Origin of the sequence: Agrobacterium sp. RAC06 (assembly GCF_001713475.1) — a bacterium.
Classification (GTDB): Bacteria; Pseudomonadota; Alphaproteobacteria; order Rhizobiales; family Rhizobiaceae; genus Allorhizobium.
Genome location: NZ_CP016499.1, coordinates 3,833,620 through 3,848,612, shown reverse-complemented (window position 1 = coordinate 3,848,612; position 14,993 = coordinate 3,833,620). Strand labels below are relative to the sequence as shown.

16 protein-coding genes are annotated in these 14,993 nt (G+C 60.3%); 5 read left to right on the top strand and 11 right to left on the bottom strand.

Translation table 11 applies throughout. The features are described 5' to 3' along the window. The 3 genes from BSY240_RS18255 to BSY240_RS18245 all read right to left on the bottom strand — a co-directional run bounded on the left by BSY240_RS18255 (position 1) and on the right by BSY240_RS18245 (position 3,451). Positions 1-906 carry an ABC transporter permease gene (locus BSY240_RS18255; protein ID WP_069043255.1) on the bottom strand — a complete coding sequence of 302 codons (906 nt, stop codon included), beginning with the start codon at positions 904-906 and terminating at the stop codon, positions 1-3. 134 nt (positions 907-1,040) lie between these two features. Next, positions 1,041-2,330: an ABC transporter substrate-binding protein gene (locus tag BSY240_RS18250; RefSeq protein ID WP_069043254.1), complete on the bottom strand. Its 1,290-nt coding sequence runs from the start codon at positions 2,328-2,330 to the stop codon at positions 1,041-1,043. A gap of 32 nt (positions 2,331-2,362) precedes the next feature. Then, positions 2,363-3,451 carry an ABC transporter ATP-binding protein gene (locus BSY240_RS18245; RefSeq protein WP_069043253.1) on the bottom strand — a complete coding sequence of 363 codons (1,089 nt, stop codon included), beginning with the start codon at positions 3,449-3,451 and terminating at the stop codon, positions 2,363-2,365. A 260-nt stretch (positions 3,452-3,711) separates the two neighbouring features. Here BSY240_RS18245 and BSY240_RS18240 point away from each other — a divergent pair, with 260 nt between their 5' ends. Then, positions 3,712-4,425: a GntR family transcriptional regulator gene (locus tag BSY240_RS18240; protein WP_054147840.1), complete on the top strand. Its 714-nt coding sequence runs from the start codon at positions 3,712-3,714 to the stop codon at positions 4,423-4,425. Between the two features lie 31 nt (positions 4,426-4,456). On the opposite strand, the gene BSY240_RS18235 is transcribed toward BSY240_RS18240, so the two are convergent. The 5 genes from BSY240_RS18235 to ytfQ all read right to left on the bottom strand — a co-directional run bounded on the left by BSY240_RS18235 (position 4,457) and on the right by ytfQ (position 9,799). Further along, entirely contained in the window at positions 4,457-5,194 is a 738-nt protein-coding gene (locus tag BSY240_RS18235) for a FadR/GntR family transcriptional regulator (protein ID WP_069043252.1), read from the bottom strand. Further along, entirely contained in the window at positions 5,191-6,171 is a 981-nt protein-coding gene (gene yjfF, locus BSY240_RS18230; protein WP_054147838.1) for a galactofuranose ABC transporter, permease protein YjfF, read from the bottom strand. The genes BSY240_RS18235 and yjfF overlap by 4 nt, the downstream gene beginning before the upstream one ends. After that, a complete protein-coding gene (locus tag BSY240_RS18225) occupies positions 6,168-7,211 on the bottom strand; it encodes an ABC transporter permease (protein WP_069043251.1) in 1,044 nt (347 codons plus the stop codon). The genes yjfF and BSY240_RS18225 overlap by 4 nt, the downstream gene beginning before the upstream one ends. After that, the gene (locus tag BSY240_RS18220; RefSeq protein WP_069043250.1) at positions 7,208-8,731 is read right to left on the bottom strand and encodes a sugar ABC transporter ATP-binding protein; all 1,524 of its coding nucleotides are present in this window, start codon (positions 8,729-8,731) and stop codon (positions 7,208-7,210) included. The genes BSY240_RS18225 and BSY240_RS18220 overlap by 4 nt, the downstream gene beginning before the upstream one ends. Positions 8,732-8,836: 105 nt before the next feature. Next, positions 8,837-9,799, bottom strand: coding sequence for a galactofuranose ABC transporter, galactofuranose-binding protein YtfQ (gene ytfQ / locus BSY240_RS18215; protein ID WP_054147835.1), 963 nt, complete (start codon positions 9,797-9,799; stop codon positions 8,837-8,839). 361 nt (positions 9,800-10,160) lie between these two features. Here ytfQ and BSY240_RS18210 point away from each other — a divergent pair, with 361 nt between their 5' ends. Further along, positions 10,161-10,886, top strand: a complete 726-nt coding sequence (locus tag BSY240_RS18210) for a ParA family protein (RefSeq protein WP_069043249.1) — start codon at positions 10,161-10,163, stop codon at positions 10,884-10,886. 332 nt (positions 10,887-11,218) lie between these two features. On the opposite strand, the gene BSY240_RS18205 is transcribed toward BSY240_RS18210, so the two are convergent. The 3 genes from BSY240_RS18205 to BSY240_RS18195 form a co-directional block, all read right to left on the bottom strand. Further along, positions 11,219-11,689: a chemotaxis protein CheW gene (locus BSY240_RS18205; RefSeq protein ID WP_054147833.1), complete on the bottom strand. Its 471-nt coding sequence runs from the start codon at positions 11,687-11,689 to the stop codon at positions 11,219-11,221. Positions 11,690-11,866: 177 nt separating this feature from the next. Continuing rightward, positions 11,867-12,754, bottom strand: coding sequence for a MarR family transcriptional regulator (locus tag BSY240_RS18200; protein WP_069043248.1), 888 nt, complete (start codon positions 12,752-12,754; stop codon positions 11,867-11,869). Positions 12,755-12,878: 124 nt separating this feature from the next. Further along, positions 12,879-13,214, bottom strand: coding sequence for a beta-lactamase hydrolase domain-containing protein (locus BSY240_RS18195; protein WP_069043247.1), 336 nt, complete (start codon positions 13,212-13,214; stop codon positions 12,879-12,881). A gap of 127 nt (positions 13,215-13,341) precedes the next feature. Between BSY240_RS18195 and BSY240_RS18190 the strand changes: the two genes are divergently transcribed. The 3 genes from BSY240_RS18190 (at position 13,342) to BSY240_RS18180 (ending at position 14,949) form a co-directional block, all read left to right on the top strand. Further along, entirely contained in the window at positions 13,342-13,659 is a 318-nt protein-coding gene (locus BSY240_RS18190; protein WP_006724804.1) for an ArsR/SmtB family transcription factor, read from the top strand. A gap of 101 nt (positions 13,660-13,760) precedes the next feature. Next, entirely contained in the window at positions 13,761-13,961 is a 201-nt protein-coding gene (locus BSY240_RS18185) for a YgaP family membrane protein (protein ID WP_006724805.1), read from the top strand. Between the two features lie 10 nt (positions 13,962-13,971). Then, a complete protein-coding gene (locus tag BSY240_RS18180; RefSeq protein WP_083229674.1) occupies positions 13,972-14,949 on the top strand; it encodes an efflux RND transporter periplasmic adaptor subunit in 978 nt (325 codons plus the stop codon). The last annotated feature ends 44 nt before the right edge of the window (positions 14,950-14,993 follow it).

Genomic DNA, 14,993 nt, shown 5'->3' with positions numbered 1-14,993 from the left:
TCAAAGCTCCTTCCTGATATCGACGACACGCAGAATGGCGGCAACCATCAGCAGAACCAGCGCCAAGAGCACGACGGCGTTGGCGGCAGCGGCCGGATATTGCAGCAGCGACATCTGGTTCTTCATCATCAGGGCAACCGAGGCGCTCTGCCCGCCGGACATGACCTGCACGGTGGAGAAATCCGCCATGACCAGCGTCACGACGAAGATCGTGCCGATCGCCATGCCGGGTTTCGACAAGGGGATGATAACATTGGTCAGGATCTGCCAGCCGCTGGCACCGGCGTCACGCGCGGCTTCCAAGAGCGACCGGTCGATGCGCATCATCGTGTTGAAGATCGGCGTCACCATGAACAGCGTGTAGAGATGCACCATGGCAAGCACCACGGCGAAATCGGAATAGAGCAGCCACTCGATCGGCTGTGGCACGATGCCGGCATTGACCAGCGCCGTATTGATCAACCCGTTTCGCCCGAGCACCGGGATCCAGGAGATCATGCGGATGATATTGGATGTCAGGAACGGCACGGTGCAGACGAGGAAAAGCACGCTCTGCATCGTTGAGGTGCGGACGTGAAATGCGAGGAAATAGGCGACCCAGAAGCCGACGAAGAGCGTGATCGCCCAGACGATGAAGGCGAATTTCAACGTGTTGAAATAGATCTTCCAGGTGACCCACGACCCGAGTGTTTCCGTGTAATTGAAGGTGACGAAGTCGGGATACATCTGGGCAAAGTCGTAGTCCCAGAAGGACACCGTCCCGATCATCAGGATCGGCAGCAGCAGGAAGCAGCCGAGGATGAGCATGAGCGGCGTCGCCTGCAGATAGGAGACGAGCCCAAGCGGCACACGGATGACGCGTTTCGGCTTCGGCTTGCCGACACCCAGAAATCGCACTTCCACCATGATGTTAGGTCTCCTGTCGCTTCGAAAAGAGCGGACCGGGAAGGTTGCCCCTCATCCGGCTGCCGCCACCTTCTCCCCGCAAGCGGGGAGAAGGCATTTGTGGCTAACCTCCCCCTCAAGGGGAGGGTGGGAGATCAAGCCGCGATGAACTCGTTCCAGCGGCGGACCATGTAGCGATCTTCGTCCATGACGGAGTTCCAGCAGGCGACCTTGCCCATGCGCTCTTCGAAGGAGCCGCCGTCGCGAACCGCACCGGCCTTTTCCATCACGGCACCTTCCGGAGACATGATGTCGCCGGTCGCAGCCTTGCCTTCGATCCAGTAGCCCCACTCGTCGGCGGACATGAATTCCTTCGCGGTTTCCATGCAGGCCGAGTAGTAGCCCTGGCGGTTGAGATAGCCGCCGACCCAGCCGGAGGTGTACCAGTTGATATATTCATAGGCCGCGTCGAGCTGCGCGCCGGTGAGGTGGGCGGCAAGACCCAGACCACCACCCCACGAGCGATAGCCTTCCTTGAGCGGCTGATACTTGCAGGCGATACCCTTCGAGCGGACGGCAGCAACGGCCGGCGACCACATCGACTGGATGACGACTTCGCCCGATGCCATCAGGTTGACTGACTCATCGAACGACTTCCAGAAGGCGCGGAACTGGCCGTCCTGCTTCGCCTTGATGAGGAAGTCGATCGTCGTGTCGATCTCGGCCTGCGTCATGTTGCCCTTGTCGGCATATTTGATGATGCCCATGGCTTCGCAGATCATCGCGGCATCCATGATGCCGATCGACGGAATGTTGAGGATCGAGGTCTTGCCCTTGAAGGCCGGGTCCATGATGTCGGCCCAAGACGAGATCTCACGACCAACGAGGTCCGGACGGATGCCGAGCGTATCGGCATTGTAGATGGTCGGCATCATCGTGAAGAGTTCGGTTTCGCCGGATGCAAAAGTCTTGGCATCCTTGCTTTCGACATAGCCGACCGTGTGCGGCGCAGTCCCCTGCGCGATTACGCTGTCCGGCAGCAGCTTGCCGTTCTTGAAGAGCGGCACGACCTTGTCGTAGAACTTGAGCTTCGAGGTTTCCATCGGCTGGATGACGCCGGTCGGATAGACCTTCTTCAGGATCCAGTATTCGATGTCGGCGATGTCATAGGACATCGGCTGGGTCACGGCGCGCTGGGCTGCAGCGTCCGAATCCGTCGCCGTCATCTCAAGCGTGATGCCGAGGTCTTCCTTGCACTTCTGGGCGATGGCATTGATGTTCGACACGCCCGTGCCGAACTGGCGAAGCGTGATCGGGTTCTGCGCCCAGATTGTCGGGAAGCCGGTGATGGCACCCGAACCGGCGGCGAGGCCGGCGGCGGCCGATGCGGTCTTCAGGAATGTGCGGCGGGATACGCCCTTCTTCGTCTTGCTGCTGTCTGACATTGCGCTGTTCTCCTGGTTTTATTGGTTTGACTTCACTTCACGATGCGTCCGAGGACGATCGAATCCGGCTGATCCCATGACAGGGTGACGCCTTCCCCGACGCGAACCGGAGAGGCAAAGAAGGCCGCGTCCGTAAGGACGGCGGTGAATTCATCGGTAAAGGCGGTGGTGACGGTCAGCTTCACCTTGGCGCCGAGATATTCGACATTCGAGACGATACCGTCGAAGCCGAGACCATCGGCCGGCACAGCACCAATGCGCACATGATCCGTGCGGATTGCGATATCGGCCGCTTCATCCTCGACAGGTGCTGCACCGAGCGCGAAGAAGCGGCCGCCACCGATCACCTCGATAAACAAGCCATCGGCGGTGCGCTCGACGATGCGCCCGGTGAGCACATTGTGGTCGCCCATGAAGCGCGCGACAAAGGCCGTGGCCGGCCGCTCGAAGACAGCACGCGGCGTCGCCGCCTGCTCGATGCGCCCCTCGTTCATCACGACGATCAAATCGGCGAGCGCCATCGCCTCTTCCTGGCTGTGGGTCACATGCACGAAAGTGATGCCGAGCGAGGTCTGCAGTTTCTTCAGTTCGGCGCGCATGCGGATCTTAAGAAACGGGTCGAGCGCAGAGAGGGGCTCATCTAGCAGCAAAGCCTCGGGCCTCGTGATCAAGGCACGCGCAAGTGCTACGCGCTGCTGCTGTCCACCGGACAACTGGGCCGGACGACGCTCGGCATAGGGCTCGAGCTGCATCAGCTTGAGCATCTCCAGCGCTTGCGCGCGGCGCGTCTCCTTGTCGACACCCTTCATCTTCAGGCTGAACGCAACATTGTCGACAAGATCGAGATGCGGGAACAGCGCATAGGACTGGAACATCATCGCCGTGCCACGCTGCGCAGGCGGCAGCGTGGTCACATTGTTATTGCCGAAGACAACATCGCCAGACGACACGCTTTCATGCCCGGCGACCATTCTGAGCGTCGATGTCTTGCCGCAACCGGAAGGGCCGAGCAGGCAGCAGTAAGTACCAGCCGGAATCTTGAGGCTGATGGCATGAACTGCAGTCGCAGCACCGTAAACCTTGGTCACGGCAGCGAGTTCGATGTCGGCGGCTTTCGTCATGGCGGCTCCTTCGTCTCGCAAAGGACGATGCATAAGCCGTGCCAGTTCGACGCCACGTCGCTAAGTGCTTGAATCCCATGAAAGCAATTGCTGCAGCGCAAAAGGAATGAGCAACTGATACGACTGCATGCACAGCAATTAATCGATTGCCTTCAAATTGAGATCTAAATTGTATGCAATCTTATGGAGCCTTGGTGTCGGATAGATCTTTCGCAAGTTCGATCTGCGGGCTACAAGACTATCAGACACCGGATGATCCCATGACCGCCAACAGCTCACTCCGCAGGCAACTCGACCCCAATCTCGAAGACCGCGCCCGGGCGATCCGCGACGCTTTGCGTGACGCGATCGTCGACCGACGCCTTGCCCCCGGCACAAAGCTCTCCGAAGCCGAAGTCGGCACGCTTTTCGACGTCAGCCGGACGGTCGTGCGCGACGCGCTGCAGATGCTGGCCTTCGAGGGTCTGGTCCGCACCGAGAGAAATCGGGGGGCCTTCGTCTCTAATCCGAGCACGGAAGAGGCACGCCAGGTCTTCGCATCGCGCCGCCTGATCGAGGCCGGCATCATTGCCGCCGCCGCCGAGCGCATCACGCCTTCCGATATCGCCGCCCTGCGCGAACACCTGAAGGAAGAGGCGCGTTACCGCACCGAACGCGGCGCGAACGCAAGACGCGCCGAGATTAAGGCGTCGGGTGATTTCCACCTGATGCTGGCCAAGGTGGCGGGCAACCAAGTGCTGGAAAAATTCATGGACGAACTTGTCGCCCGCTCGTCTCTCGTCATCGCGCTTTACGGCCGCACCGGCATTTCGAGCTGCGGACATGACGAGCACGACGAAATCCTGAATGCGCTGGAAAAGGGCGACACCAAGAAGGCGACGCATCTCATGCTGCACCACATCGACCATATTGAGGCCGATCTCGACCTCACCATGGCCGAAGCCCGCACACTCAAGGACGCGCTCGCTCTCTGAACTTGTCGACCTCAGCCAACCCTGGAGCGTGTCAGCCGGATCGCTGCGCCACCTCGCGGTCGTGCTCAATGGTCTCGAGCATGGCATTTCTGGCTCCGGCCTCGTCGCCATACTCGATCCGGTTGACCAAGAGCCGGTGTTTGTCGAGGACCGCGTCCAGAAGGCAGGGATCCGGTGCCGCCATCAGCGCCTTGTAGGCCAGCGCATGGGCAAGTTCGATGACGCCGTATAGTGCCCGCACGAAGGGATTATGCGCCGAATCCGCGATGATGCGGTGCAGTTCGAAATCCGCGAGTGCAAAATTCTGCAAGGAGCCGAGCGAGGTCTCCATCTGGTGGATCCAGTAGAGCATCAGGCGGATCTGGTCGGCGGTGCGACGCCGCGCCACCTCGGCCGCCGCCTGCGGCTCCAGCGAACGGCGCACCTCATGCAGACCGGACAGAAACTCCGCATCAACCGGAGCTTCCAGGTGCCAGGCGAGCACCTGCGGATCATAAAGGCTCCAGCGGCTTTTCTTGGCGACCTTGGTGCCAACTTTCGGGCGGGCTTCGAGCAGCCCCTTGGCCTCCAAAGTCTTCAAGGCCTCGCGCAACACCGTGCGCGAGACCTCGAATTCCTCCATCAATTCAGCATCATTCGGCAGTGTCGTGCCGATCGGGTAACGGCCGGAGATAACCCCGGCCCCGATCTCGTTGATCACATGCGAATGGTAGTTACGCGCCGTCGACCGCCCGGACAGGGAGCGAAGAAGGCTCCCCGGCTCACTCATGCAGGGGCCTTCTTCAGGCGCGTACGCCCGGTCTGCGCGGTAAACACCAGCTTCTGAAGCAAGATGAACATGAACAGCAGGAACCCGATGGCGATTTTAGTCCACCAGCTGGAGAGCGTCCCATCGAAGACGATGTAAGTCTGGACAAGGCCCTGCAGCATGACCCCGATCAGGGTTCCGAAGATGAAACCATAACCGCCCGTCAACAAGGTTCCGCCTATCACCACGGCTGCAATCGAGTCAAGTTCGATGCCGACCGCCGCCAGCGGGTAGCCCGCGGAAGTGTAGAGCGAGTAGACGATCCCCGCGAGCCCGCCCAGGAAGGACGACAAGGCATAGATGCCGATGGTCACTTGCCCGGTCGGAACCCCCATCAGCGACGCGGAATTGACGTTGCCACCGATGGCGTAGACATAGGAGCCGAACCGCGTCTTGTGGGCGATGAACCCGAAGACGAGGAAGGTGGCGAGCATCAGCAGGCCGATGAAGCTCAGACGTCCGCCACCGGGCAGCCGGTAGTAGAGGCTGGAGATCGTCCGATAGAATTCGTGGTCGATCGGGATGGAATCCTGGCTGAGCACCGATGCCAGACCGCGAGCGAGAAACATGCCGGCCAGCGTCACGATGAAGGGTGGCACCTGTAGGAAATGAATGACCGCGCCCATCGACGCCCCGAAGGCCGCGGCCAGAACCAGCACGATCGCAAAGACCGCCATGGGATGGATGCCGACCCAGGAAATCAGAATGGCCGTGATCACGCCGGTCAGGCCGATCACCGCCCCGACGGAGAGATCGATGCCGCCGGAAATGATGACGAAGGTGGCTCCAACTGCCGCGATGCCGAGAAAGGCATTGTCCGTCAGGAAGTTGCCGAACACCCGCGTCGACCACATCGCCGGAAACTGGAAAATGCAGATGGCGTAGGCGATCACGAAGATGAGTGTGGTCGCGGCGAGAGGGCGATAACGCGGATTCATCGTGCCTGTCCCGAAGTTTGGTCTGCGGTCTTTGTGGGGGTGGTCGGAACCGCCTGGCGTGGGCCGAACTTGCGCCCGAGCAACTGGGCGATCCGGGCCGATTGCAGCACCAGAATGATGATGATCATGCCGGCCTTGACGATCAGGTTGAATTCCGGCGGGAAGCCCGAGACGAGCACGCCGGTATTCATCGCCTGGATGATGATCGCGCCCATCACCGACATCGGGATCGAGAAGCGCCCGCCGAGCAGCGATGTACCGCCGATGACGACCGCGAGGATCGCGTCGAGCTCGAGCCAGAGGCCGGCATTGTTGGCATCGGCCCCGCGAATATCGGCAGCGGCGATGATGCCGGCCATAGCTGCGCAAAATCCACCGAAGGCATAGATGCAAAGGATCACGAGCCTGCTGCGGAGCCCCGTATAATTGGCCGCCGAAAGATTGATGCCAATGGCTTCGATGAACAGGCCGATTGCCGTGCGCCGCATGAAGAGATGCGCAACGATCATGAGAACGATCGCGATGACGGCCGGCATCGGCAGTCCGAAAAGCGAACCTGTGCCGACAAAGATCAGCGCCGGATCGGAGAAGGTGACGATCGACCCCTCGGTAATCAGCTGTGCCACCCCTCGCCCCGCCACCATCAGCACCAGTGTGGCGACGAAGGGCTGGATGCCGAGATAGGCGACCAGAACTCCGTTCCAGAGACCGCACAGCACTCCAATGGCAAGCGCCGCGGCAAGCGTCACGATCAGGGGCTGCCCGGCGACGGCTGAGGTCGCAGCGACAGCTCCGGCGACCGCCATCACGGCACCAACCGAAAGGTCTACCCCCTTGGTCGCGATGATCGCGGTCATCCCGATCGCCAGGATTGCGACGGGTGCACCGCGATTGATGACGTCAATCAGGCTGCCGAACAGCCGGCCATCCTGCCATGTGATGTTGAAGAAACCGGGAAAGACCAGCCAGTTGAAGAACAGCACACCGGCCAAGGCAAGTAGCTGCGGGGAAATGATGCGCGACATGGAAAGCCTTTTCATGCCTCGACCTCCGCCGGCAGCGCGGCGATGGTCTGGACGATGACACCGGGAGTGATGTCGGCGCCATGCAGTTCGGCGACCATCTTGCGATCGCGCATGACGACAACACGCGAGGAATAGCTGACGATCTCGTCGAGCTCTGAGGATATGACGACGAGAGCCAATCCGTCTTCCCGCAATCGGCTGATCATGCGCACGATTTCGGCATGGGCACCGACATCGATGCCGCGCGTCGGCTCGTCGAGGATCAGGAAACGCGGGTCGGTGGCGAGCCACCGGGCGAGGATCACCTTCTGCTGGTTGCCGCCGGAGAGCAGCTTGACCGGAAGCTCGGCAGACGCCGTGCGGATGTCGAGCGCCTCGATAAAGTTGCCGGCAATTTCCAGCTGTTCGTCGCGGTTGAGCGCCTTGAACCAGCCGAGCCGGGCCTGCATGGCGATCACGATATTCTCGCGCACGGAGAGGTCGCCGAAGATGCCGTCGATCTTGCGATCTTCCGGGCAGAAGCCAAAGCCGAGTTCGACCGCCTCGCGCGGATTACGCACCTGACGCGTCGAGCCGTCGATCGTGATCGAGCCGCTGTCTGCCTGATCGATGCCGAACATCAGCCGCGCCATCTCGGTACGACCGGAGCCGAGCAGCCCGGCCACACCGACGACTTCGCCGCGATGGATCTTCAGGTCGAAGGGCTGGACGCTGTTGGTGAGACCGAAACCTTCGAACTGCATCAGCGTCTCGCCGACTTCGCCCTCTTCGCCGAGAACGTCGGGATGATGGAATGCCAGGTCCTTGCCGAGCATCATGCGTACCAGGCTGGTCCGATCGAGCGAGGCAATCGCCTGCGTCCCGACAAGGCGTCCATTACGCAGAACCGTCACGCGGTCCGAGAGTTCGAAGACCTGATCGAGGAAATGGGTGATGAAGACGATGGCAAGCCCACGGTCGCGCAGTTGCCGGACGATGCCGAAGAGCTTCTCGACCTCCGACCGATCCAGACTGGCGGTCGGCTCGTCGAGGATCAGCACCTTGCCGGAGAGTTCGACGGCGCGCGCGATCGCAATGATCTGCTGGACGGCAACGGAAAAGGTCGAAAGCTCGGCCTTCACATCGATGTCGAGACCATAGGTGGTCAGTATTTCGCGGGATTCGCGCTCCATCCGACGCTTGTCGACCAGACCGAAGCGGTTGGTCGGCTGTCGGCCGATGAAGAGATTGTCGATCACGGTCATGTTCGGCAGAAGGTTGACCTCCTGATAAACCGTGCCGATGCCGAGTGCCTGGGCCTGCTGTGGCGTCGTGAAATTGACGTTCTCGCCATCGACGGAGATCATTCCGCCATCGGGAATGTAGGCGCCCGTCAGGATCTTGATCAACGTCGATTTGCCGGCACCGTTTTCGCCGAGGAGTGCGTGTACTTCGCCCCGATGAAACGCGATATCGACGCCGTCGAGCGCCGTATGATTTCCGAATGTTTTGGTGATGCCCGCCGCTGCAAGCACGATCGATGGATGCTCGGTCATTGCCTCTTCCCCCTCTCCCATGAAGCTATCCCCGATCGAAGCCGGGAGAAAGCGACAGAGACCCCGCCACCAGGGTGGGGCGGGGTCTCGGCCGGGAGGGTTACCTTAGTAACCGAGGCCCTTGCGGTTGTCATACTCGCCCTGCGGGTTGTCCGCAGGCGTGTAGAGCTTGGATTCCGTGATGATGAACTTCTCCGGCTGCTTGCCGTCCTTCATGAATGCGTCGAGCGCATCGAAGGCAGGGCCTGCCATGTTCGGCGTCAGTTCCACGGTCGCATTGGCTTCACCGGCAACCATGGCGGCGAAGATATCCGGAACAGCGTCAATCGAGACGACGAGAATGTCAGTGCCCGGCTTAAGGCCGGCATCCTTGATCGCCTGGATGGCGCCGACGGCCATGTCGTCGTTGTGGGCGTACATGGCGCAGATGTCCTTGCCGCCATTTTCGGCCTTCAGGAAGCCTTCCATGACTTCCTTACCCTTGGCGCGGGTGAAGTCACCGGTCTGGCTGCGGGCAATGGTGATGTTCGCCTTGCCGGCAATAGCCTCTTCGAAGCCCTTCTTGCGGTTGATCGCAGGCGTTGAACCGACGGTACCCTGAAGCTCAACGACCTTGCACGGCTTGTCGCCGACGGTGTTGACAAGCCATTCGCCGGCAACGCGGCCTTCCTTCACCTGGTCGGAAGCGACCGAGGTCAGGTAAAGATCCTGCGGAGCGTCAACGCCGCGGTCGAGCAGGATGACCGGGATTTCGGCTTCCTTGGCTTCGGTCAGAACGTCTTCCCAGCCAGTTGCGACGACAGGTGCGACGAGAATGGCGTCAACGCCCTGGGCGATGAAGCCTCTGATAGCCTTGATCTGGTTTTCCTGCTTCTGCTGTGCGTCGGCGAACTTCAGTTCGATGCCGCGCTTTTCAGCCTCAAGCTTGGTGACGGAAGTTTCAGCAGCGCGCCAGCCGGATTCCGAACCGATCTGCGAGAAGCCAACGGTCAGGTCTGCAGCCATGGCAGACGAGCAGCCGAGTGCAATCACGCTTGCGCTGAGCGCAAGCTTGCGAAGAAATGTCATGATGTCCTCCCTTGAAAAGACACCGCCTCCACGGTGCCTGGCATTATGCATAGGCAAAGGCTCGAGACCTGTAAAGTCCAAAAGTACTATTATATGTTGTGCATCGCAGCATAAACTTTAGCTACACTTCACCGTCCCACACCGCAACCTCGAAGGTCGAAAGGTTAACCGACCCGACCGCACTGGCCGAGTATAGGCAAAGCAGGAGAACGAGAAAGCCCTGAAATACAGGGGTTACGGCTCGCCCTCCCTAAATTTCGTAATTTTCTGTTAACCAGTTTTCTTTATATTTCCCGACGCACGATGCCTGTGCCTCCGCATGAGCGATTCCGGCTCCCGCTATTCGAGACAGGAATACCCAATGGCAGTGATCACCTTCGCGAACACGAAGGGTGGCGCAGGAAAAACAACTGCGGCCCTCCTTCTGACCACTGAACTTCTCCACCGCAACTATCGAGTTTGCGTGATAGACGCCGACCCCCAGCGGTGGTTCTCGAAGTGGTACGAAGGCGCAGCATTGATGCCGAGGCTCTCCATCGAAACCTATGTGTCGGCGCCGACGATCCAGAAGATCGTCCACGAGCGCCGCAGCCAGTGGGATTTCGTCATCATCGATCTGCCGGGCCTACAGTCACCCCTGCTCGCCTCGGCCGTCGGCTTGTCGGATCACGTCATCGTTCCGATCCAGGGCTCGAGCATGGACGCCCAGGGCGGCGCTCAGGTCCTCGATCTCCTGCGCTACCTCGACCGTAAGGCCGGCATCCGCATCCCGCATTCCGTCGTCCTGTCCAGGGTCAATCCGGCCATCACGACGCGATCGATGCAGGCGGTGAAGCGTCTGCTGTCGGAACAGGACATCCGTGTCTTCGACACACCGATTGCCGAACGCGCCGCCTTCCGCGAAATGTTTGACATGCATCGCCCGCTTCGAAAGCTGGACAACGCCCAGACTCCAGGCAGCGAGAAGGCGATCTTGAATGCACAGGCCTTCGCCGACGAAGTGTTGTCGCACGTCGACGTCTGCGCGGCGGCGGCCCCGGCCTATGCAGCACGACGCGATCTACAGACCCTGGACACGGCGGCCTGAAGGGCGCGCATCTAAAACACAACCGGCGGCCCTGAGGCCACTCGCGTCCATGCGTGCCGGCAAGGCCTTCGCCCAGGTAGCCCAGAAGGGCTTTTGTCCGATTATGCAGACACGGCGTCACCTCGGCGCTCGACCGGCGACATCCTGCTACAAACATGGGAATTTCGGAAGCTGTTCGCTATCAGAGCTGGCCCCTAACACTTGATGAAGTCGCAGCTCCACCAGGGGCCGCGCCCAAGCGACGCCGCTTTCGGGCAGAATCGCAAGCAAAGTGTGATGGTCAGTCAGCGTCGGCCGGAAGACTTAAGGGGGCTTACGCCCCCGGAGTTATTTCAGGCTGCCATGCCCCAGGCGGACGGGTCGTCATCGCCGAACATGCGCTCGAGGCTGAGGAAGCAGATCATGCTCTTGTCATGGGCGATGATGCCATCGGAGAAGGCTGCACTTGGACCGGTCGCAGCAGGAAGAGGCTGCAGCGTGCTGCCAGACACGGTCAGAATGTCGGAGACGCCGTCGACCAGCAGACCGACGGTCATGCCGTTGACTTCGGTGACGACCACGGCACTGCGCTCCGTCGCCTGGGCGGCCGGCATGCCGAGCTTCACGGCGAGATCGACGATCGGGATGACCGTTCCGCGAAGGTTCATGACGCCGAGAACTTCATAGGGCGAGTGCGGGATGGGCGTAACCGGAGCCCAACCGCGGATTTCGCGGATCGATGTCGTCTTGACGCAGAACTCCTGTTGATGAAGCCGAAAGGCGATGATTTCGAGGGCATCGGCGGTGTTCGACGTCGTATTCATCTGCGATTTCCTCCTGCTGCAAGCCTACGTCGGCTGGCACCGTGTCACGATATTGGTTCACCGGGGATCCCGGCGGCAGAGGCCTGCCCTGCACTCCAAATCAATTTAGCCCACCAGTAATTAAAGAATATCTAAATCAATCAGGAGAATCCGCAACTGATGCCACGGACATGGCCGTCATCGGGCGAGCATGGTGAAATGCGCCATCTGTCCGGCACTCCACCAGGAAAATTCTTGCAGCAGCGAGGGCTCGACCGCGCCGATCCGACCACCGTGAATGCTGAGTCTCCCCTGCGTCGTCGCGATCGCCAGTACATTTCCAACGTGCTGGCGAGACACCTGAAACCGCTGCGACAATGCATCATAGGTGAGCGCAAGCGGCCAGTCTTCACCCAGCGCGCCGGCCAGGTGGGCACCCATGACTGCACAAAGAATGAGATATCCGCTGTCGCGACCGGTAAAGTCGACGACCGTCTCGAAGGGCGTGAACAGGACATCCATCGACTGGAAGGCAATGGTCGATCGGCCGATCAGGCGGTAGACCAGCGACACATCGGCGTCCAGGACCTCCCGAAGCGAATGGCCTTCAAGCATTGCGGACGCGGCAATGAAGGCAAGAGGGGAGCGGGCGATCTCCATGACGAGGGGCGGCGTTGGACGCAACCTGATTTCTCGCCGGTCTCGCGCATTCTGTTCTGCCACGACATAGCCACCGGCCCGCAGCCCCGAAATGAGATCGCTGACCTGGCGAGCGCTGCCGGGCACCAACGTCTGCAGCAGGGTCATGGTCGGCGCAGGGCCCGTGCCCTCCTCGAAACGTGCCGACAGCCCGATCAGCATATAGCAGGTGATGTAGCGCATCTTCTGCGCGAAGATCTTGTTGGCTGGCCAGCGGAAGGCATTGGCTTCCACCATGCTGCGGCAATAGGCGAGCACAGCCCTGTCGAAGCCGGAATGGCCAAGATAGCCGCTCGCCAATTGCCACACGGGTTCCCCGAGATGCTTCTCGACACCGGGATGGACGACCAATCGGTCCCGATCAAGTTTGGCACGCAATTGATCCATGGGCACAACTCCAGATCAGAGTTGCGCATAGGACGGCAATTCACCGATGCCGTCGATTGGTAATTTTAGTAGTCAGCCCTAATCAACGAAGATCTGAAGGCACCATGGGACGCATCGCTCCGCTTCAGGGAACGCGTTTGGCAAGATCATAGGCTGCGGCACATCGCTGGCCGGATGCGCAATAAGCGAGGATCGGTCCCGACTGCCGGCTGATGATCGCTTTCAGCTCGCGCGCCTGATCAAAGGATATGGAGCCCGGGACTACCGGAAGATAATGCGCGTCGAGCCCGACCTCACGGGCTGAATTTGCAATTTCGTCAAAGGCCGGCTGAAAGAAGCCTTCTTTGTCCGGCCGCATGCAGACGATGGCCTTGAAGCCGAGTTCGGCAATCGCTTGCAGCTCCTGCGGCTTGATCTGTCCGGTGACATGGAAACTTGGATCGATGCTGCGAATGCTCATGAGAACTCCTTCTTGAGACGGCTGCCCACCGAAGTCGCCGCTTTACACATAACGTTTTTTATATATTTAAGATCTGTCGTAGGTGTCAACACTTGCCAGTGCCGATTTCTCATATATATTCGTATCTATGAAGATTGATCCTGAACAGATGAAGGCTGGTGCCGATATGGCCAGCGAACTCCTCAAGTCGCTATCCAATCGATATCGACTGCTGATCCTCTGCCGCCTTGCCGACGGCGAGCATTCCGTCGGTCAGCTTGCCGAATTCCTAGGGATCCGCGACAGCACCGTGTCGCAGCATCTGGCGTTGTTGCGCCGGGAAAAGATCATCATGGGACGGCGTGACGGTCAGACCATCTGGTACCGGATCGAGAGCGAACCGGCGCGCGCCATCATCGGCACTCTATACGACAGCTTCTGCAAAACATCCGACTGCGCCGCCTGACGCGGCAGCCGACACCGTCATCCATTCTGCGGATGACGGCTTGACACAAGCTTATCTAATATATACGTATCATCGTAGATATGTATCTTAAGGAGAAAAACATGTCGATCGATCGCGCCGTTCTCGTCTTTGCAGGGTTCATGATCCTGCTTTCCCTCCTGCTGACATACTTCGTGCATCCAGGTTTCGTCTGGTTCACCGCTTTTATCGGCGTGAACATGATACAGTCGGCCTTCACCGGCTTCTGCCCGGCGGCCACGATTTTCCGCAAGCTGGGGCTTCGCCCCGGCACAGCATTCTAAGGAACAAGTCATGCCGAAATCCGCCTTCATCGCCCTGTTTGCGGCTGCGACAGCCATGGGACTGACCGTCAGCCATGCCGCTGATCTCAAACTCGAAGCCGTCGACATCACAGAGATGAAGGCGGTCTACGGCCAGATCCAGCCACGCAACAGCGTACTGGCCCGAGCAAGGCTGGGCGGCACCCTCGTCCAGCTGAATGTCACCGAAGGCGACATCGTCAAGGCTGGCGATGTGATCGCCGAGGTGAAGGACGACAAGATCGACTTCCAGATCAAGGCCGTCGATGCCCAGCTTCAGGGCCTGAACGCTTCTCTGCGGGATGCTCAGGTCGAACTGGATCGTGCTGACCGGCTGGTGCGCAGTGGCGCTACCAGCACCCAGCGCCTCGATCAGTTGAAGACCCAGCTGGACGTCATGACCAACCAGGTACGCCAGGCAGAAGCCCAGCGCTCCGTTCTAGTCCAGCAGGCGTCGGAAGGCGCAGTGCTGGCCCCCTCTGAAGGGCGTATCATCGCCGTTCCCGTGACCAGCGATTCCGTCGTCATGGCAGGCGAGACGATTGCGACCATCGCCGGCGGCGGCTTCTTCCTGCGGCTCGCGATCCCCGAGCGTCATGCACAGGACCTGACACAGGGGGCGCCGATCCGCATCGAAGCGAGCGGCACGACGCTCGAAGGCGAACTCGTGAAGATCTATCCGCAGATCGAAGGTGGCCGGGTGACAGCCGATGTCGAGGTAGACGGACTCGATACCGATTTCGTCGCGGCAAGGGTTTTGGTGGAACTGCCGATCGGCAAACGCCGGGCACTCGTGGTGCCGGCAGCCTCCCTGTCGAACAGGTCAGGCGTCAACTTCGTCGCCGTGCGTGAAAACGATCAGGTCGTCGAGCGCGCCGTGGTCGCTGGCGAAACCCTGGAGATCGGCGGAGTGACACAGGTCGAAATACTCTCAGGCCTCGCGGCCGGCGATATCGTGGTGACAGAATGAGCACTCCCGTCGACAACTCACCCAATCCCGCAGGGCCGGATGAC